General features: G+C 67.8%; 15 protein-coding genes. 13 read left to right on the forward strand and 2 right to left on the reverse strand.

Going from position 1 to position 20,087, the window contains the following annotated elements; genetic code table 11:
- The first annotated feature begins 69 nt into the window (after positions 1 to 69).
- The 9 genes from ACQP1P_RS16080 to ACQP1P_RS16120 all read left to right on the forward strand — a co-directional run bounded on the left by ACQP1P_RS16080 (position 70) and on the right by ACQP1P_RS16120 (position 13,944).
- Positions 70 to 1,071 (forward strand): carbohydrate ABC transporter permease, encoded by a 1,002-nt coding sequence (locus ACQP1P_RS16080; protein ID WP_433087471.1) that lies wholly within the window; start codon positions 70 to 72, stop codon positions 1,069 to 1,071.
- A complete protein-coding gene (locus tag ACQP1P_RS16085) occupies positions 1,068 to 1,952 on the forward strand; it encodes a carbohydrate ABC transporter permease (RefSeq protein WP_433087472.1) in 885 nt (294 codons plus the stop codon). The genes ACQP1P_RS16080 and ACQP1P_RS16085 overlap by 4 nt, the downstream gene beginning before the upstream one ends.
- A gap of 50 nt (positions 1,953 to 2,002) precedes the next feature.
- On the forward strand, positions 2,003 to 3,514 hold the full coding sequence (locus ACQP1P_RS16090; RefSeq protein WP_433087473.1) for an alpha-N-arabinofuranosidase: 1,512 nt from the start codon (positions 2,003 to 2,005) through the stop codon (positions 3,512 to 3,514).
- Positions 3,511 to 4,902: a glycoside hydrolase family 5 protein gene (locus tag ACQP1P_RS16095; RefSeq protein ID WP_433087474.1), complete on the forward strand. Its 1,392-nt coding sequence runs from the start codon at positions 3,511 to 3,513 to the stop codon at positions 4,900 to 4,902. The genes ACQP1P_RS16090 and ACQP1P_RS16095 overlap by 4 nt, the downstream gene beginning before the upstream one ends.
- Positions 4,899 to 5,303 carry a hypothetical protein gene (locus tag ACQP1P_RS16100; RefSeq protein ID WP_433087475.1) on the forward strand — a complete coding sequence of 135 codons (405 nt, stop codon included), beginning with the start codon at positions 4,899 to 4,901 and terminating at the stop codon, positions 5,301 to 5,303. Before ACQP1P_RS16095 ends, ACQP1P_RS16100 begins: the two co-directional genes overlap by 4 nt.
- Positions 5,304 to 5,411: 108 nt before the next feature.
- Entirely contained in the window at positions 5,412 to 6,431 is a 1,020-nt protein-coding gene (locus ACQP1P_RS16105; RefSeq protein ID WP_433090011.1) for a LacI family DNA-binding transcriptional regulator, read from the forward strand.
- Between the two features lie 388 nt (positions 6,432 to 6,819).
- Entirely contained in the window at positions 6,820 to 8,988 is a 2,169-nt protein-coding gene (locus tag ACQP1P_RS16110) for a carbohydrate-binding protein (protein ID WP_433087476.1), read from the forward strand.
- 409 nt (positions 8,989 to 9,397) lie between these two features.
- Positions 9,398 to 11,125 carry a putative Ig domain-containing protein gene (locus ACQP1P_RS16115; RefSeq protein WP_433087477.1) on the forward strand — a complete coding sequence of 576 codons (1,728 nt, stop codon included), beginning with the start codon at positions 9,398 to 9,400 and terminating at the stop codon, positions 11,123 to 11,125.
- Positions 11,126 to 11,616: 491 nt separating this feature from the next.
- Entirely contained in the window at positions 11,617 to 13,944 is a 2,328-nt protein-coding gene (locus tag ACQP1P_RS16120) for a beta-L-arabinofuranosidase domain-containing protein (protein ID WP_433087478.1), read from the forward strand.
- A 406-nt stretch (positions 13,945 to 14,350) separates the two neighbouring features.
- Here ACQP1P_RS16120 and ACQP1P_RS16125 read toward each other — a convergent pair whose 3' ends face one another.
- Both ACQP1P_RS16125 and ACQP1P_RS16130 read right to left on the reverse strand, forming a co-directional pair.
- Entirely contained in the window at positions 14,351 to 14,740 is a 390-nt protein-coding gene (locus ACQP1P_RS16125) for a VOC family protein (RefSeq protein ID WP_433087479.1), read from the reverse strand.
- Positions 14,741 to 15,347: 607 nt separating this feature from the next.
- Positions 15,348 to 16,250 carry an aldo/keto reductase gene (locus ACQP1P_RS16130; protein WP_433087480.1) on the reverse strand — a complete coding sequence of 301 codons (903 nt, stop codon included), beginning with the start codon at positions 16,248 to 16,250 and terminating at the stop codon, positions 15,348 to 15,350.
- Positions 16,251 to 16,337: 87 nt separating this feature from the next.
- Here ACQP1P_RS16130 and ACQP1P_RS16135 point away from each other — a divergent pair, with 87 nt between their 5' ends.
- From ACQP1P_RS16135 to ACQP1P_RS16150, 4 genes are all read left to right on the forward strand, one after another.
- Positions 16,338 to 17,036 carry a TetR/AcrR family transcriptional regulator gene (locus ACQP1P_RS16135; RefSeq protein ID WP_433087481.1) on the forward strand — a complete coding sequence of 233 codons (699 nt, stop codon included), beginning with the start codon at positions 16,338 to 16,340 and terminating at the stop codon, positions 17,034 to 17,036.
- 239 nt (positions 17,037 to 17,275) lie between these two features.
- Positions 17,276 to 17,662 (forward strand): RidA family protein, encoded by a 387-nt coding sequence (locus ACQP1P_RS16140; protein WP_433090013.1) that lies wholly within the window; start codon positions 17,276 to 17,278, stop codon positions 17,660 to 17,662.
- Between the two features lie 490 nt (positions 17,663 to 18,152).
- The gene (locus ACQP1P_RS16145) at positions 18,153 to 19,316 is read left to right on the forward strand and encodes an IS110 family transposase (RefSeq protein WP_433074446.1); all 1,164 of its coding nucleotides are present in this window, start codon (positions 18,153 to 18,155) and stop codon (positions 19,314 to 19,316) included.
- A 112-nt stretch (positions 19,317 to 19,428) separates the two neighbouring features.
- On the forward strand, positions 19,429 to 19,986 hold the full coding sequence (locus tag ACQP1P_RS16150) for a hypothetical protein (RefSeq protein ID WP_433087482.1): 558 nt from the start codon (positions 19,429 to 19,431) through the stop codon (positions 19,984 to 19,986).
- Positions 19,987 to 20,087: the final 101 nt, after the last annotated feature.

Consider the following 20,087-nt stretch of genomic DNA (forward strand, 5'->3'; position numbering starts at 1 on the left):
TGATCCGGCGGGCCGGTCCGTGAGAACCCATGGGCCGGCCCTCCGTCGTTGCGTCCCAGACCCGGAGACATGATGACCACCTCGACCAACGGCCCCGCGCCAACGAGAGGGGGCCGCCCAACCACGCCCCTCTCAGACGACATCACGACCGCCCCGACCACCGACGCCGTGCGAACGCGGAAGCGCCGCCGCACGAACTTGCGGCAGAACGTTGCCGGGTGGCTCTTCGTCGGCCCCTTCGGCATCATCTTCCTCGCCCTTCTCGTGCTCCCGATCGGCTACGCGCTCTATCTGAGCCTGTTCCAGAAGAGCCTGATCCTTGGGACCAAGTTCGTCTTCCTCGGCAACTACCTCAAGGTTTTCGGCGACCCGTCCTTCATCAGCGGCGTGTGGTTCGTCGTGCGGTTCTCGCTGGTGCTCATCCCGGTCCAGATGGCCGTCTCATTGGCCATCGCGCTGATCCTCGACACGGTGACGAGCAAGTTCGCCCGGTTCTCGCGTCTCATGATCTTCCTGCCGTACGCGATCCCCACCGTCATCGGCGCCCTGATGTGGGGCTTCCTGTACAGCAAGAACTTCGGTCCCATCGCGGACATCTTCGGTGCCTTCGGCGCGGCCGGGCCGGACTTCCTCAGCAGCAACCTGATCTTCTCCGGCCTGCTGAACGTCGTGACCTGGCAATGGGCCGGGTACTACATGATCATCCTGTACGCCGCGCTGCAGGGTATCGATCCGAGTCTCTACGAGGCGGCCCGCATCGACGGCGCATCGCAGTGGCAGATCATCTACCGGATCAAAATCCGGCTGCTCGCGCCGTCCCTCGTCCTCATCCTCGTGTTCGCGCTCATCGGAACGCTGCAGTTCTTCAACGAACCCAAGATCCTGCAGCAGCTCGCCGCCGGCGCCATCCCGGACGACTTCACGCCGAACATGTACGCGTATCAGCAGGCGTTCACGCTGGCGAACAGCAACTACAGCTCGACGATCTCGTTCGCGCTGGGCGCCGTCGTATTCATCTGCGTGTACATCTTCATGTTCGCCACCCGCAAGCGAGGGAACTTCCTGTCATGAGCACCACCGACATCGAGCGCAGGCGAGCTCGTCGGACACCGCGGCACATCCCGCTGCACATCGTGCTCGCGCTGCTGGTGATCTACTTCCTGATCCCGTTCTGGTGGGTCATCGTGAACAGCTCGAAGGACTCGGCCGGGCTGTTCGGCGGCACCAACGCCCTCTGGTTCGCCTCCGACATCAACTACATCGAGAACCTGAAGCAGCTCTTCACCTACAACGGCGGCCTCTACGCGCGCTGGCTGGCGAACTCGGCCCTTTACGCGTTCGCCGGGGGCATCGGGGCGACGGTGCTGGCGGTGCTCGCCGGATACGGTTTCGCGAAGTACAGCTTCGTGGGCCGCCGCGTCGGGTTCTCGATCCTGCTCGGCGCGGTCATGGTGCCGGCGACCGCGCTCGTCATCCCGACCTTCATCCTGTTCTCCCAGGTGGGACTGACCGACACGATCTGGTCGGTGATCCTGCCGACCCTGCTCAACCCGTTCGGCGTGTTCCTCGTGAATCTGTACGCCCGTGACGCGGTGCCCGACGAGCTGCTGGATGCCGCACGCGTGGACGGTGCCGGAGAGTTCAGGACGTTCGTCAAGGTCGCGCTGCCGCTCATGCGGCCGGTGATCGTCACGGTGCTGCTGCTGTCGGTCGTGTCGTCGTGGAACAACTACTTCCTGCCGCTCGCGATGCTCGTGGACAACCGGCTCTTCCCGGTGACGGTCGGGATCGGGCTCTGGCAGTCCACCGCATCCACCTACGGCGCCGCCGGAACGAATCTGTGGAGCATCATCATCCTCGGCTCGCTGGTCTCGATCATCCCGCTGATCATCGCGTTCCTCTCCCTTCAGCGCTACTGGCGTGGAGGGCTGACCGTTGGCGCACTGAAATAGCCCGCTCGCCTGCCCGACATCGACCAGCCACTAAGGAAAATGAGGACACCTTGATCTCCGCGCATCTCACCATCGACCCGCATTTCATCGTCGGGCCGATCAACCGCAGGCTCTTCGGCTCCTTCGTCGAGCACCTCGGGCGATGCGTATATGACGGCATCTACGAGCCGTCGCACCCCGACGCCGACAAAGAAGGGTACCGGCGCGACGTGATCGAGCTGGTCAAGGAGCTCGGTGTGACCACGGTCCGGTACCCCGGAGGCAATTTCCTGTCGGGGTACCGCTGGGAGGACGGCGTCGGCCCGCGCGAGCACCGGCCCCAGCGTCTCGATCTCGCCTGGCACTCCACGGAGACGAACGAGATCGGTCTCGACGAGTTCGCGAGCTGGCTCAAGAAGGTCGGCAGCGAGCTCATGTACGCGGTGAATCTCGGCACGCGCGGTGTGCAGGAAGCGCTCGACGTGCTCGAGTACGCGAACATCCGCTCGGGCACCACGCTCTCCGAGCGGCGCATCGCGAACGGCGCGATCGAGCCCTACGGCATCCGCATGTGGTGCCTGGGCAACGAGATGGACGGTCCCTGGCAGCTCGGGCACGGCACCCCGGAGGAGTACGGGCAGCTGGCGGTCAAGACCGCGCGCGCGATGCGGCAGCTCGACCCGACGCTGGAGCTCGTGGTCTGCGGCAGCTCGAACGCGCAGATGCCGCTCTTCGCGACCTGGGAGCGCATCGTGTTGGAGGCGGCGTACGACGAGGTGGACTACATCTCGTGCCACGCCTACTACGAGCCCCACGACGGGGACTACGCGAGCTTTCTGGCGTCCGCGGTGAACATGGACCGGTTTATCGACTCGGTTGTCGCCACCGCCGACCACGTCAAGGCGGTGCGCGGCAGCCGCAAGACGATCAACGTCTCGTTCGACGAATGGAACGTCTGGTACCACTCGCGCTACGCCCAGGTCGACCGCATCACCAGGATCGACGACTGGCCGGTCGCCCCGCGCCTGCTCGAGGACGCTTACTCGGTCGCCGACGCGGTGGTCGTCGGCAGCCTGCTCATCTCCCTGCTGCGGCACGCGGACCGGGTCACGTCCGCGAGCCTCGCCCAGTTGGTGAACGTGATCGCGCCGATCATGACCGAGCCCGGGGGACCGGCCTGGCGGCAGACGACGTTCTTTCCGTTCGCCCTGACCGCACAGCTCGCCCGTGGCGTGACCCTCGAGCTCAAGCTGGACAGCCCGACCCACGACACCGCCCTGCACGGTGAGGTCAGCGTGGTGGACGCCGTCGCGACGCACGACGCGAGCACGGGCGACACCGCGGTCTTCATGGTCAACCGCAGCCTCACCGAGGCGGTGGAGCTGTCGGTCGACGTCAGCAACCTCGGCCAGGTGGCGGTCGTCGACGCGCGGACGCTCCACGACGACGACATCCACGCGAAGAACACGCTCGATGATCCGCAGCGCGTCGGCCTGACGCCGAACACCTCGCACTCCCTCGGCGACGGCACGCTGCGGATCACGCTGCCGCCGGTCTCCTGGACCGCGGTGACGCTGCGATGACCGGCGGCGCCATCCTCCGCGTCGAAGGCTCCGCGATCACCGCCGGGGACGGCCCGGTCCTGCTCCGCGGGTTCGGCCTGGGCGGGTGGATGAACATGGAGAACTTCATCACCGGCTACCCGGGAGCGGAGTCCCAGATGCGTCGGGCGCTGCTGCGGACCATGGGGCGGGAGGTGTACGACCGATTCTTCGACCGCTTCCTCGAGGTCTTCTTCACCGACGACGATGCCGCGTACCTCGCGTCGCTCGGCCTCAACTCGCTGCGCATCCCGTTCAACTACCGCCACTTCGAGGACGACGGCGAGCCCTTCACCATCAAGCCGCAGGGCTTCCGCCTGCTCGACCGGGTGGTCGACACATGCGCCCGGCACGGGATCTATACGATCCTCGACCTGCACGCCGTACCCGGCGCTCAGAACCAGCACTGGCACAGTGACAACCCGACGCAATGGGCGTCGTTCTGGGCGCACCGGCACTTCCAGGACCGAGTCGTCCACCTCTGGGAGCACCTCGCCGAGCATTACCGCGCAAACCCGTGGGTGGCGGGATACAACCCGGTCAACGAGCCGGCCGACGCCGAAGGCAGCACGATCGGGCCGTTCTACCGCAGGCTCGAGGCGGCGATCCGGGCGGTGGATCCCGAGCACATCCTGTTCCTGGACGGCAACCGGTACTCGACCCAGTTCGATCAGCTCGGCGACCCCCTGCCCAACACCGTCTACACGGCTCACGACTACGCCCTCCCCGGGTTCGTCGACGGCGGTCCATACCCGGGCGTCTCGCGCGGACAATACGTGGACCGCGACCAGGTCGAGGAGACGTTCCTCGCGCGGACGGCCTACATGCGGGAAACGGGCACGCCGATCTGGGTCGGGGAGTTCGGTCCGGTGTACACCGGCGACCCGGGGCGCGATGAGCAGCGCTACCGCCTGCTGCAGGATCAGCTCGAGATCTTCGCCCGCCACGACGCCAGCTGGGCACTGTGGACGTACAAGGACATCGGACTGCAGGGCCTGGTGCACGCGCGCCCCGACTCCGCGTATCTGCGCAGGATCGCACCGGTCGTGGCGAAGAAGGCCCGCCTCGGCGTCGACTCGTGGGGCGCGACCGACGCACACATCCGGCACATCATGCAACCGGTCGAGGACCTCTTCGCGCGCGAGTTCCCGGCCTTCGCGCCGTACCCGTGGGGCGCTCAGCGGTGGATCGCCGGCCATGTGCGCCACGTGATGCTCGCCGAGGCGATGGTGGACGACTACGCCGGGTGCTTCGCCGGAGTGGGTCCCGAGGAGGCGGAGCGGCTCGCGGACGCGTTCGCGTTCACGAACTGCCGGGTTCGCACGCCGCTCGCCGACATCCTGGCAGGCCATCGGACGGAGTCCACATGACCACGAGCATCGTTCCCGACCTCGCCACGAAGGTCGTCCGCTTCCTCACCGGCAGTCAGGGTCTCTACGGCGACGAGACCCTCCGCCCGGTCGCCGAGCAGTCGCGGCAGGTGGCCGCGCTCCTCGACGACGCGCTCCCGGTGCGGGTCGAGTGGATGCCGGTGCTCACGTCGGTGTGGAAGCCGCGACCGAGCTACCAGACCAGCGCCACCGCCTGGCTGACGGCGGGTGCCGCCCATCACACGGTGCTCACCACCGCCGCGACCGCCGAGATGTTCGAGGACTTCGCGCGGATCGTGGAGACGGAACTCCTGCTGATCGACGGTGAGACCACCGTTCGCGGCTTCGAGCACCAGGTGCGCTGGAACAACGCGTACTACCGCTTGGCCCAAGGCTTCTAGACACGTCCTCGGCAGCGCCGCGGCGAGGTCAGCGGCCGCGGGCGGGCGATGGTAGGCCGCCATCCAGCGGACCTGCTTGTTTCTTCGGGCGGGAGGGTGATACGGGTGATGACGCAGGGGCGGCAGGCGGTCATGGCCGACGTGGCGCGACTGGCCGGCGTGTCGCACATGACGGTGTCGCGGGTGCTGAACAAGCATCCGAACGTCAGGGTGGCCACCCGGCAGCGGGTGCTGGAGGCGGTACGCCAGCTCGGGTACCGGCCGAACGCGATGGCCCGCGGGCTGGCCGGGCGGCGCTCGCGGGTGGTCGGCGTGGTCTCGTTCAACACGATCCTGCACGGCCCGGCCTCGACCTTGCTGGGCATCGAACGCGCCGCTCGGGCCGCCGGATATGGCATCAGCGTGGCCACCGTCGAACGGATCGACAGCGAGCGCGTGATGGCCGCGATCCATGCGCTCGCCGAGCAGTCGGTCGACGGGGTGGTGATCATCGCGCCCCAGGCCGCGGCCGCCGCCGCGCTGCGCAGCTTGCCGTCGGGGGTGGCCGCCGTGGCGGCGGAGGCCGACACCGGCGGCGAGATCCCGGCCGTCGCGGTCGACCAGGTCGCCGGCGCGCGGTTGGCGGTCGAGCACCTGCTCCGGCTCGGCCATCGCCAGGTGTGGCACCTGTCCGGACCACGGAACTGGATCGAGGCACAGCGGCGCATCGAAGGTTGGCGCCGGACTCTTGAGGACGCCGGGCTGAGCGCGCCGAGTCTCATGACGGGTGACTGGAGTGCCCAATCCGGGTATGCCGCCGGGCTGGAACTGGCGGCGCAGCGTGGCGTCAGCGCCGTGTTCGCCGGCAACGACCAGATGGCGCTGGGGATGCTGCGGGCGTTCCACGAGCGGGGTGTCAGGGTGCCCGACGACGTGAGCATCGTGGGCTTCGACGACATTCCGGAGGCGGAGTTCATGTTCCCGCCGCTGACCACGGTGCGGCAGGACTTCGACGAGGTCGGCCGACGGTGCATCGCCGCGCTGCTCGGGATCCTCGACGGAGATCCCGAGGGCGAGGACCAGTCGGCGCCGGACCTGCGGATCGCGCCGACCCTGGTCGTGCGGCACAGCACCGCGCCGAGCCGCTGACGTCTGCTTCCGTGCGCCACGCGCGGCCCGCCCGGCCGGAGGCCGGCCGGTCAGTGCACGGCGGGCCGCCGCGGTGTCAGGCCGCGGCCCGCGCGAGCGGCAGGACGAGGTCCCGGCTGCTCAGCTTGCACGTCAGGGCACTGATCCCGGACGTCTGCCGCACCGGCTCTTCGCGGTGCGCAGGGCGGTACTACTACGTTGTAGAGAACTTATTTACAACGTCGTAAAACGACTGTAACTTGGCCCCAGGAGCGCCGCTGGGCGCTCACCGCCCGTTCAAGGAGGAACGTTGTTACGCGTTCTGCAATTGCGGAGACACCCCAGAGGGGCCTCGGGCGTCCGCGCCCGGATCCTCAAGCCAGTTGCGGCTGTCGTGCTCGCTTCGGCGATGGCGCTGAGCGTGTCGAGCCCGGCGCACGCCGAGGACACGGTCGATCTGACCCCGGGTCCGCACGTCGTCGCGGATCCCAACTCGCCGACGGGTTACACGGGCCACTTCGTGTACTACAACCCGACGGCGACAAGTGTTCGCTTCGTCGCCGACATCCTGTTACGCAACTGGGCCGACCAGACCGACACCACCGTCTACCAACCCCAGCAGTACCGCCCGGGCCTGATGCGCGGCGCGGGTGCGTACGACGTGCAGATGACCAACGCCGGCGACGGCTACTGGGTCACCGACGTCCCGCTGGCGGCCGGCCCGAACCAGTACTGGTTCTACGTCAACAACAACACGAACCTGTGGGTGCCCGACCCGGCGAACTCGCCGATCTACGCCCCGGACGGCCTGACGGGCACGTCCCGGCGTGCCTTCAACAGGGTCAACGTGCCGTACGACGCCGCGAAGCAGAACTACGCACCGCTGGCGGAGCGGGTGATCGCGAACCCGCGGCCGGACACGGCGAAGGGCACCTGGAGCTACGTGCCCATCCAGATCGGCACGGCCACGCGGACGCTGGGCGTCTACCTGCCGCCCGGGTACGACCCCAACCGTGCCCAGCCGTACAAGACGATCTACCTGCAGCACGGTAGCGGTCAGGACCAGTCCGACTGGCTGAACATCGGCAGCGTGCCGGTGATCATGGACAACCTGATCGCCGACGGGCAGACCGAGCCCGCGGTCATCGTGACGACGAACTCCGCGTACATGGGTTCTTCGCCGTACACGACCAACCTCGAGGGCATCATCATCCCGTTCGTCCAGAGCCACTACAACGTCTCGACGGACCGGATGGACAGGGCGTTCGCCGGCCTGTCGATGGGTGCCTCGATGACGATCAACATCATCAACAACAACCCGCTGCGCTTCGGCTACTACGGCGTCTTCAGCTGGACCCCGCCGCCGCGGACGACCACGGCGAACATCAAGCAGGCGTACATCTACATGGGCTGCGGGGCGTGGGACAACCTCAACCTCTGCGTGACCCAGGCGCAGCTCAACGCGCTCAACGGCTTCGTCAACTACAAGTTCGACAAGATCGCGGGTGGCCACGACTTCAACGCCTGGCCGCAGCTCTTCGCGAACTTCGCGCGGGACTACGCGTGGCAGCGCGGGGCGTTCGTCAACGGCGCCCCGGTGTTCGCCGCCGGTGGTGAGTCGCAGGCGGTCGACGAGGGCCAGGCGCTGTCGTTCGGTGTCGCGGCGACCGATCCCGACGGTGACGCGCTGACGTATTCGGCGAGCGGTCTGCCGGCGGGGGCGAGCTTCGATCCCGCGACGCGGCAGTTCTCGTGGACGCCCGGCTTCACCCAGGCGGGCACCTACACGGTCACCTTCACGGCCAGCGACGGCACCAAGTCGTACAGCCTGGCCGGCAGCAAGGAGGTCACCGTCACGGTCCGCGACGTGCCCGCGCCGGTCGCCCGGACGGCGCCGTCCATCAGCGGCACCGCCGAGGTCAACGCGGTCCTGGCCGCCGACCCCGGCACGTGGGACGTCGACAACACCGCGTTCGGCTACCAGTGGTCGGCAAACGGCGCGGCGATCTCCGGTGCCACCGGCGCCAAGCTGCTGGTGACGCCGGACCTGTCCGGCAAGGCGGTCACGGTCACCGTGACGGCGAGCGCCGCCGGTCGGCCCGACGGCAGTGCGACGTCCCAGCCGGTCACGATCAAGACGATCGCGGCGTGGAAGTCGACGGCCGTCTACGACAACGGTGATCTGGTCATTTACCAGGGGAAGGTCTACCAGGCCAGCTGGTGGACGCAGAACCAGGCGCCGGGCGACCCGCAGGGAGCGTGGCAGGAACTGGCCGTGACGGCGGACGGATCCACGGCGTGGACGGCGTCGCGGATCTTCAATGCCGGCGACAGGGCCTACTACCAGGGCAAGCTGTACCAGGCTCAGTGGTGGACCCGTAACCAGGCTCCCGGGGACCGGAACGGGCCGTGGGCCGAGGTCGTGACCACGCCCGCCGGCGCCCCCGGCTGGGCCGCCACCACGATCTACAACGCCGGTGACAAGGTCACGTATCAGGGCCACGTCTACCAGGCACAGTGGTGGACCCGGGGGCAGGCGCCCGGGGGCGCGAACGGTCCCTGGAAGCTGGTCTCGTAAGCGTTCCCCGCCCAGGTGTCCGTAGGCCGTCAGCGCCTGCGACGACGCCAGTCGGTCCCGCCGCCAGGGACTGCGCCGGGAGCGGATCGGGAACCGAGTGACCGGCGGGTTGCCGGCAGCGCGCGAGCTGCCGGCAACCCGCGGATTCGCTGTGCCCACAACGGTTTGCGGGCGGACGGATGTCGCGATTCCCCTTCTGGAAAACGTTGTAAAGAACTTCTTTACAACGTCGTAAATTCGTCGGTAACTTGGCTCGTGGAGCGCCGCTCGGCGCTCACCCGCCGTTCAAGGAGGAACGTTGTTACGCGTTCTGCAATTGCGGAGACACCCCGGAGGGGCCTCGGGCAGTCGCGCCCGGCTCCTCAAGCCAGTCGCATCCGTCGCGCTCGCTTCGGCGATGGTGCTGAGTATGTCGAGCGTGGCGCAGGCCGAGGACGCGGTCGACCTGACCCCGGGTCCGCACGTCATCGCGGATCCCAACTCGCCGACGGGTTACACGGGCCACTTCGTGTACTACAACCCGACCGCGACAAGTGTGCGCTTCGCCGCCGACATCCTGTTGCGCAACTGGGCCGACCCCACCGACACCACCGTCTACCAGCCCCAGCAGTACCGATCCGGTCTGATGCGCGGTGGCGGCGGCTACGACGTGCAGATGACCAACGCCGGCAACGGCTACTGGGTCACCGACGTCCCGCTGGCGGCCGGGGCGAACCAGTACTGGTTCTACGTGAACAACGACACGAACCTGTGGGTCACCGACCCGGCGAACGCGCCGATCTACGCCCCGGACGGCCTGACGGGCACCGCCCGGCGCGCCTTCAACAAGGTGTACGTGCCGTACGACGCCGTGAAGCAGAACTACGCGCCCCTGGCGGCGCGGCAGATCGAGCTTCTGCGGCCGAACGTTCCCCACGGCACGTGGGGCTATGTGCCGATCCAGATCGGCGCGACCACGCGGACGCTGGGCGTCTACCTGCCGCCCGGGTACGACCCCAACCGTGCCAAGCCGTACAAGACGATCTACATGCAGCACGGCAGCGGCCAGGACCAGTCCGACTGGCTGAACATGGGCGACGTGCCGGTCATCATGGACAACCTGATCGCCGACGGGCAGACCGAGCCCGCCGTCGTCGTGACGACCAACACGAACTACCTCGGCAACTCCGCGCAGGGGTACCCCAACCTGCGCGACATCGTGATCCCGTTCGTCGAGAGCAACTACCGCGTCTCGACGCAGGCGGTGGATCGGGCGTTCGCCGGTCTGTCGGCGGGCGCGGGTGTCACAGCCGGCCTCATCAACTTCGACGCGACGAAGTTCGGCTACTACGGGTTGTTCAGCGGCGGCGTCGGAGTCCGCAACACCACGCCGAACCTCGGGGTGCCCTACATCCTCTTCGGCGGCGGCGCATGGGACTTCGGGCTGCCCAACCCGAGCCAGGTGGCCGCGCTGACGAACGCGCACGTGAAGAATGTCGTCGTCGCCGGCGCGCACGACTTCAACACCTGGGACCAGCTGTTCACGATGTTCGCGCGGGACTACGTGTGGCAGCGCGGGGCGTGGGTGAACGGCGCCCCGGTGTTCGCCACCGGTGGTGAGTCGCAGGCGGTCGACGAGAACCGGACGCTGTCGTTCGGTGTCGCGGCGACCGATCCCGACGGTGACGCGCTGACCTACTCGGCCAGCGGTCTGCCGGCGGGGGCGAGCTTCGATCCCGCGACGCAGCAGTTCTCGTGGACGCCGAGCTACAGCCAGGCGGGGACCTACACGGTCACCTTCACGGCCAGCGACGGCACCAAGTCCTACAGCCTGTCGGGGACCAAGCAGGTGACGATCACCGTGCGGGACGTCCCCGCCTGGCAATCGTCCGCGGTGTACACCGAGGGCAACCAGGTGAGCTACAACGGCTCGACCTGGCTGGCATCATGGTGGACCAGCAACCAGGCTCCGGGTGATCCGTACGGACCGTGGCAGGAGATCAAGGTCGCCGCCGACGGCACCGCGATCTGGACGCCGACGCGGATCTTCGTCGCCGGTGATGCCGTCGTCTACCAGGGCAAGCGCTACGTGGCACAGTGGTGGACCCGCAACCAGCAGCCCACCACGCCGTACGGTCCGTGGCGGCTCGCGTCCTGACCCAGCACGACCTAGCACGACCCGGCCGCGTCACCCCCAGAGGGTGGCGCGGCCGGCCACGTTCACGAAGCGCCACGCCCATGGTGGGTTTGGCGTGTCGGCCTGGGACGGCTCTGCGCGCGAGCCGGACGGGGATGCCGAGCTGGACGGCTGTCGGGTTGTGGGCGCTCATCGAATTGACCGGGGTTGGCTCCCAGGCGGCGATGGTCTGGGGCGGAAAATCCAACCAGGTGCGTTTTTCCCGGTCCCCATCCAATAAAGCGTTATAGAACTTCCGGCATCGAAGTCGCATCGAAGTTTCATCGTCGATGGCAGCGGCCAGCGGAGCTCCACATCGGCTGCGAGCAGGCTCGTTGCCCCTGTGACAGGCACATGAAGTACAAACCCTTGAATGTCGAGAAATGATCTGGCAACCTTGCCAACGACATCATGTGAGCGCTCACACGCCTAAGCGCCGCCGCCCGGATGTCGTTCTCTTTCAGGAGGTTCGTGTGTCTTCCATACCGCTGAGTCGCCGTGGGCTCTTGCAGGCGACCGGGGCCGGCGTGGTGGCCGGCGTCGCCGCGAGTGCCGGCGTCGTGGATGTGCGCAGCGCGCAGGCGTCGGTCGCGCCGGTCCGTGCGGACATCGGCGTGTCGGCGTACGCCTTCGATCTGGGCCAGGTGCGACTGACGTCCAGCCGGTGGCTGGACAACCAGAACCGGACGATGGCGTACCTGCGCTTCGTCGACGTCGACCGGCTGCTGTACAACTTCCGGGCCAACCACCGGCTGTCGACCAACGGCGCCGCGGCCAATGGCGGCTGGGACGCGCCGAACTTCCCGTTCCGCACCCACGTGCAGGGGCACTTCCTGTCCGCTTGGGCGCAGGCGTACGCCGTGCTCGGCGACACGACCTGCCGGGACAAGGCGAACTCCATGGTCGCCGAGCTGGCCAAGTGCCAGGCCAACAACGGGGCCGCCGGGTTCAGCACCGGGTATCTGTCGGGCTTCCCGGAGTCGGACTTCACCGCGCTCGAGGCCGGCCAGGCGGTCAGTGTGTCGTACTACTGCATCCACAAGACCCTCGCGGGTCTGCTCGACGTGTGGCGGTACATCGGCAGCACCCAGGCCCGTGATGTGCTGTTGCGGCTGGCCGGCTGGGTCGACTGGCGTACCGGCCGACTCAGCTATGCGCAGATGCAGAGCGTGCTGGGTACCGAGTTCGGCGGCATGAACGCGGTGCTCGCCGACCTGTACCAGCAGACCGGTGACGCCCGTTGGCTGAGCACCGCCCAGCGCTTCGACCACGCTGCGGCGTTCAACCCGCTGGCGGCCAACCAGGACCAGCTCAACGGCCAGCACGCCAACACCAACATCCCGAAGTGGGTCGGCGCGGCGCGGGAGTACAAGGCTACGGGTACGACCCGCTACCGCGACATCGCCGCGAACGCGTGGAACATGACGGTCAACGCCCACACGTACGTCATCGGCGGCAACAGCCAGGCCGAGCACTTCCGGGCGCCGAACGCGATCGCCAGCTATCTCGCCAACGACACGTGCGAGCACTGCAACTCCTACAACATGCTGAAGCTGACCCGCGAGCTGTGGCTGCTCAACCCGGACAACGCCGGGTACTTCGACTTCTACGAGCGGGCGCTGCTCAACCACGTCATCGGCGCGCAGAACCCGGCCGACGCGCACGGGCACGTCACCTACTTCACGCCGCTCAAGCCGGGTGGCCGCCGCGGTGTAGGCCCGGCGTGGGGCGGTGGCACGTGGAGCACCGACTACAACAGCTTCTGGTGCTGCCAGGGCACGGGCATCGAGATCAACACGAAGCTGATGGACTCGATCTACTTCTCCAGCGGCACCACGCTGACGGTGAACCTCTTCATGCCCTCCGTGCTGAACTGGACGCAGCGGGGCCTCACGGTCACCCAGAGCACCTCGTACCCGGTCAGCGACACGACGACACTGCAGGTCACCGGGGCCACCGGCGACGCCTGGTCGATGCGCATCCGCATCCCCGCCTGGGCCGCCGGCGCCACGATCAGCGTCAACGGCGTCGCGCAGGGTGTCGCCGCCACGCCCGGCAGCTACGCCACGATCAACCGCACCTGGGCGTCCGGCGACACGGTGACCGTGCGGCTGCCCATGCAGGTCGTCGCCCGCCCGGCCAACGACAACGCCAACGTCGTGGCGCTCACCTACGGCCCGGCGGTCCTGGCCGGCAACTACGGCAACAGCACGCTGTCGTCGCTGCCGTCGCTGAGCACGTCCTCGGTGACCCGGACGTCGAGCAACGCGCTGGCCTTCACCGCGACCGCGAACGGCTCCTCAGTGAGCCTCGGGCCGTTCTACGACGCGCAGGGCTTCAACTACACCGTCTACTGGGCCGCGAACGGCCAGGGGTCCGCAGGCAGCTACCGCCTCGTCAACGTCGGCAGCGGCCTCGTGCTCGGCGTGCAGAACATGTCCACCGCCGACGGCGGGCTGGCCCTGCAGTGGACCGACAGCGGCACCGCCGACCACAACTGGGAAATGATCACCGACGGTACGGCGGTCCGGTTCCGCAACGTCAACAGCGGCAAGGTGCTCGGCGTGCAGAATATGTCCACCGCCGACGGTGCGTCGATCCTGCAGTGGACCGACAACGGCACCGCCGACCACCGGTGGACGCTGCTCGACCAGGGCGACGGGACCTACAAGATCCGCAACGTCAACAGCGGCAAGCTGCTGGGCATCCAGAACAACTCCACCGCCAACGGCGTCTTCGCCGTCCAGGACTCCGACAACGGAACCGCCGACAACCGCTGGCGACTCGTCCGCAACACCTGAACCGCTGCCGCAAGGAGCTGACGACGGGCGTGTACAGCTGGCCGACCACGCCTTCGGCCAGCTGTGCCGGGCATCGCGACGGTCGTCCTTGCCGGCGGCGGTGGCGTACCAAGACCCGCGACGGCAGCTACCCCGAGAGCCGACGTGTCGGCCACGCGTGGCTGGTACCGGCCGCACCGAGACCGACGTCCTGCCGCGGCCGGACACCCGGCGGTCTCGGTGCGGCAGGGGAGCCGTGGAAACAGTCTGATCATGCCCGCGACTTGATCATCGGCAGTCGAACACACGCAAAGCGCAAAGCGTTGCCACTATCTACACCCGCCAGCAGCGACGCACGACGCTGACGTGGACCGGGGGTCATCCACGACGCGCCGGGCACACACCGGAGTCCGGGCACTCGTTTGGATCAGGCCGCTCCGCTGCCATAGGGGCGCGTGAGGATCTCAAGGTTGTGCCCGTTCGGGTCGTCGAAGTACACACCACGCCCGCCGTCGCGGTGGTTGATCTGCTGCGGCTGGTTGTGGTGCGGATCGGCGTAGTAGGCGACTCTGGCCTCCTGGATACGGCCGAAAATGGCGTCGAAGTCGTTGTCCGAGACCAGAAACGCGTAGTGCTGAGAGGTGATGGGCCCGCCACCCGTGTCGGTGAAGTCCAACGTGACGCCGTTGCTCACCTCGACCGGGACGAACGGGCCGAAGCGAGGACCCACCGGCAACCCCAACATCGTCGCCAGGAACTTGGCGGATGTCTCCTTGTCGCGGGCCGCGACGATCGTGTGATTGAGCTGTACGGACATCGCAGTGCCTCCTGACTCATGCGCCGCTTGACGCGCTGGCTACCCGGCCACCTCCGGAGCATGCAGATCCGGCTGGGCTGGTGGATCGCCGAGGCCGGCCGAGCCGCTCGTTGGATCTGCCGTGCCCGAACCCATCGGCCCATTTGCCCGATGGCGAGCGGCCTGTGCCACATCGGCAAGGGGTAGCTGAACCACTTGTCGATCGACTCGTCGTCGTGGGTCGACGAAGGGAATGACGGGTGGCACAAGGTGATTGGGGGCCTGACGAACTGGATCGGCAGTGGCTGCCCCACGTCGACGTGCGGACGGTTGTCGTCAGCCTCGTGCCCGGGCCGGTGCGCTCGGACTACCCGTAGTGGAAGACGTTGCCTGACAGCGGGAGCACCCCCGCGCGTGCGGGGACGACCACGGCCTGCAGGGCGCAGATCAGCGCGTCGCGGGAGCACCCCCGCACGCGCGAGGGTGCTCCCAACCGGGCCCCGGGCGGGACGTGGCTGCGCGGTGAGCTGGCGCTGGGAGTCTGCCCATCGCGATCCCGAGCGGCTGATGGCCGCATTCGATCGGAGCTTGACGGGCGAGCGGAGTTGTCGCCGCCCGTCGAGGGTGGTCATCGGTGGCGGTTCGCCGCTGATGTGTGCGCGTCGGTTCTGGATTGGTACGGCTGGTCGATGGCGGCTTTCGACTCGTCGGCCAGGCCGGTCAGGTGGGCCACTTCGTCATCGGTCAGATCCTCGGCGATCCTGGCTGCATCGACGTTGGCCCGCAGGTGCTCAGGATTTGCGGTGCCGGGAATGACGACGACGGCTGGGGAACGACGCAGCAGCCACGCTAGCGCGACCTGGGCCGGTGTCACGCCGAGGCGCAGTGCAGGACCGGTGAGTTCGTCGTAGCCGGCGAGTCGTCCGGCGGCCAGTGGGAAGTACGGAACGAACATGATGCCTTGTGTCTCGCAGTCCGCAAGGACCTGAACGCCACTGCGGTCGAGCAGGTTGAAACGGTTCTGCACCGCCGCGATCGGTGTCATTCTCTGAGCTCGGGCCAGCATCTGCGGCGACGCCCCGGACAGGCCGATGCGGCGGATGAGTCCTTGATCGCGCAGCTCGACGAGCACACCGAGCGATTCCTCCAGCGGAACTGCGGCTTCCGCCCCCGGGGTGTCACCGGGAAGGCGCAGGTAGGTCAGCTCGCTCACCTCCGTGCCCAGGTCTGCGAGGGCTTCGTGGACCTGCCGGCGGACGATGCCGGGTTGATCGGTGATGATCCACGACCCATCGGGGCCGCGCCCGGCACCGACTTTGTTCCCGACGATCACGCCCTCGGGGAACGGCCGCAGTGCCTCCCCGATCAGCTGGTTCACGGTTCGCGGCCCGTACGCGTTCGCGGTGTCGAAGAACGTGACGCCCAGCTCGACAGCCAGACGGAGCACCTGCCGGGCCGACTCCGGATCGGCCGGTAGACCCCAGACGTTTGGCCCGGCGAGCTGCATGGCGCCGTACCCGACTCGATTCATTGATTTCTCCTGGCGTATCGGTGCTACGGCTTTTTCCGTATCACCGCCTCGTTACAGTGATACGCCCAATGCCGTAGCATTGCAACGGTGGACGACGCGAAAATCCGTAGTCGCCGGCGCATCCTCGAAGTGGCAGCCGCCATCCTGGAGAGGGAGGGCGCCCAGGCGGTCTCCACGCGTTCCGTCGCGGCAGCCGCCGGTATCCGTGCCGCGTCCCTCTATCAGCTCTTCGGCGACAAGGACGGGCTGCTCGCAGCCCTGGCCATCCAGGCCTTCGACCGCTATCTAGCCGAGAAGCACACGATCCCACCGACCACCGACCCGGTGGAGGCCATGCGCCGCGGCTGGGATACCCACGTCGATTTCGGCCTGCGCCACCCGGCTGTCTACCTGCTGATGTTCGGCAGCGACCGGCCCGGCCACCGGCCGCCCGCGGCCGAACAGGCGCACGACTTACTGCTGACGTTCCTCAACCGCGTCGCGGCGGCCGGCCGCTTGCGGGTTCCGCCCACGTTCGCAGCCTCTCTCTGCCAGGCTGCCGCCACCGGCGTCACCTTGTCGCTGATCGGCACCCCCACCCCCGACCGAGACCTGGAAATCTCCGTGAGGATGCGGGAGACCCTAATCAATTCCCTCGTGACCGATCCGCCGTCGGACCCGGATCGGAGTCTCGCCTCCCGGGCTCTCGCCCTCGACGCCTCCCTCACCACCGCAGACGAGCCCATTCCCCTGCGCCCGACCGAAACCGCCCTCCTTCGGGACTGGCTCCAGCGACTGGCCCATTGACCCAGACGCCCACTCGAGACCTCGATCGAGCACCCGCTTCTCGGCAGATCCAGGCGCCCGCCAGCGCCGAACGCTGGTCACGAAGCGTGACCCTTCCGGCGGCCTGGCGCGCTCGGTCGGCGGCTAGATCCGGACGCCCGACGATCGTGGGTGGCAGGGATCAGGGTGGCCGGATTTCGTTCGTCACTGCCGAGCGAGTTTGCGACGATGGGTCCGTGACTGTATCCGGCTCCGTCGAGCTGATCCGCGCGCCCCAGCTGACCGACCAGGCTCCGTATGCCTACGCCGCGGTGGCCTCCGACGTCCGGCGGCTGGTGTTCACTGCCGGTGCCTGCCCGCTCGACGAGTCCGGCGCGACCGTCGCCGTTGGCGACGTGGCCGGGCAGGCCGAACAGGTGATGGCGAACCTTCGCACGGCGTTGGCGGCTGCCGGCGCCACCCTCAGCGATGTGGTCAAGACGACCGTCTACGTCGCCAGCCATGACCGCGCCGACCTCGTCACGGCATGGGACGTGGTCCGCGGGCACTTCGCCGACCACGATGCGCCCAGCACCCTGCTCGGCGTTGCGGTCCTCGGCTACCCCGACCAGCTCGTCGAGGTAGAAGCCGTCGCAGCGCTCCGCTGATTGAGAGCGAGGTACCGTCGGCAACGCCCTTCGGCCCACCGCCGAGCGCCTCTCGCGGCATAGCGGATGCCGCGGTTGGGCCGAGACAGCGGATTACCGGGGTGTCAATCGCCATCAGCACATCGAGTACTTCCCAGGCGATGTGTACCGGTCGCCAGATTCGATGCCATTGATCATCGTGGCGGACTGGTCAGACGAGCCGGCGTGCAACACGCGCTGACCTCGGCGTATCCGCGGCTTCAGCGAGCGCGCACGGACTGCGGCTACTTATTTACTGGATCTACGACCGCAGCCCGGCCAGGCTTGGTCGAGGTGATCGGTGGGGTCGCTCGCATTCAGCGGCTGCCCGTCTGTGGTTGGGGCGTGGCTCTCATCTGGCATGCACCCTGCCGGTCACCGCGGCGTGGAGTGGCTCCAGAGGGGACTGCCCAGCTCAAAGTAGCGCTGCCCTCCCGCTGAACCCCGGTTCGGTCACAGCGAGGAGGAACGCGTGGGACGCGTCATCATCGGGATGGACCCGCACAAACGGTCGGCGACGATCGAGATCATCGACGATCGGGAAACGGTCTTGGCGGGTGATCGGTTCGGCACCGACCGGGACGGCTATCGTGCGATGCTTGCTCTCGGCCGGCGGCATCCGGAACGGCTCTGGGCGGTGGAAGGCTGCAACGGCATCGGCCGGCACATCGCGCAGCGGCTCGTCGCTGACGGCGAGACCGTGGTGGACGTGCCCCCGAAACTGTCCGCCCGGGCCAGGGTGTTCGCCACCGGCAACGGCCGCAAGACCGACCCGGTCGACGCGCACAGTGTGGCCGTGGCAGCGTTGCGCACCAAGGGATTGCGGCACATTGTCGCCGACGACGAGACGGTGGTGTTGCGGCTGCTCGTGGACCGCCGCGACGAGCTCGGCCGGGCCCGGACCGACCTGGTCAACCGCATCCACAAGCTTCTGCTGGAACTGCTGCCCGGCGGAGCCAAGACGTTCCTGTCCGCCGATCAGGCCCGAGCACTGCTGGCCACCATCCGGCCGCGTGACCTCGTCGGGCGAACCCGCCGCCGGCTGGCGTCCGAACTGGTCGGTGAACTGGTCCAGGTCGACAAGAAGATCAAAGCGGCGAAGCAGGAACTGACCGAGCTGGTCAACGACAGCGGCAGCAGCCTGCTCGAACTCAACGGCATCGGCCCGTCCGGCGCGGCCCGCCTGCTCGGCGACATCGGTGATATCCGCCGCTTCACCAGCCGCGCCCATTTCGCGTCCTGGAACGGCACCGCACCCCTGGACGCCTCGTCCGGGGATCAGCAACGCCACCGCCTGTCCCGGGCCGGGAACCGGCGCATCAACCGCGTCCTGCACATCATGGCCATCGTCCAGCTCCGCCACGACACGCTCGGCCGCGCCTACTACCGCCGTCGCCTCGCCGAAGGCAAGACCGCGATGGAAGCCATCCGGGCGCTGAAACGGCGCCTGTCCGACGTCGTCTACCGGCGCATGCTCGGCGATATCCAGCGGCTGGAGACGGGCCCGGGAGGACAACCGGGGGCGACTCTGCAATCCAGCGCGGCTGACCCAAACCCCGAGGTCAACACTTCGGAACAGTCACTTCCCGGACCCGCCGACCACCACCCTAGAACACCGAACTCACACGCCGCTTGACAAAGAGGGGCGCCAGAAGCGGATGCCGGGTGCCGAGTCGTAGTCCCTAGTTCGGGGCGCGCCTCTCTCAACCTTGGCGGTGTCACCACTGATTGGGCGAGCCGAGCACACTATGGCGATGATCGGCGGTTGGGTTCAGCGGCAGGCGTCAGCGCTCGTTGCACTGCAAGGACAGAATGTCGGCTCCTGGCAGGGCATCGAGATGGCCGTCCGCGGCGACGACGCACACTTCGAGTTCGGCGGCCCGGACGTACCCTGTCTGCAACTGCTCACACTGCGCATGACGCTCGCCGACAACTCGCCAGTGGTCGTCACCACGTACCAGGACGACGATGGGTTCGGGCTGGCGATCGACACCTGCAGCACCTGGCCCTCCGAGGCTCCGGACGCCGGGTACCGGCTGCGGGCCCTGCCCGAGCTGCCCACGGGGCGAGTCCAAGAGGCGTCGACTTACCTGGATGGCGACCTGCTCGCTGAGGTGATGCTTCGGGTGGAAGGCCGGGAATTGCTGCTCGTCGCCGGCGAGGCAGATGAAGATCACTCCGGCCGACTCGTATGGCATCGCCTCGACGAGTCCGTGCTCGTCTTCACCCGGCCGGGCGACGCCGAAGCGATCCCATGGGTGCCGGCGCGCACGCCGCTCCGTCTCATCGAGCGGAAGTGCCCGTGATCGGGTATCCGCTTCTCGGCAGATCGGCGAGCCGGACGATCCTCAAGTCATGACGTTGCGTAGCGAGCGGATCGCGGCATGAGCGCGCACGTTGATCACGA

It is taken from the genome of Dactylosporangium sp. CA-052675, from assembly GCF_050947935.1.
Classification (GTDB): domain Bacteria; phylum Actinomycetota; class Actinomycetes; order Mycobacteriales; family Micromonosporaceae; genus Dactylosporangium.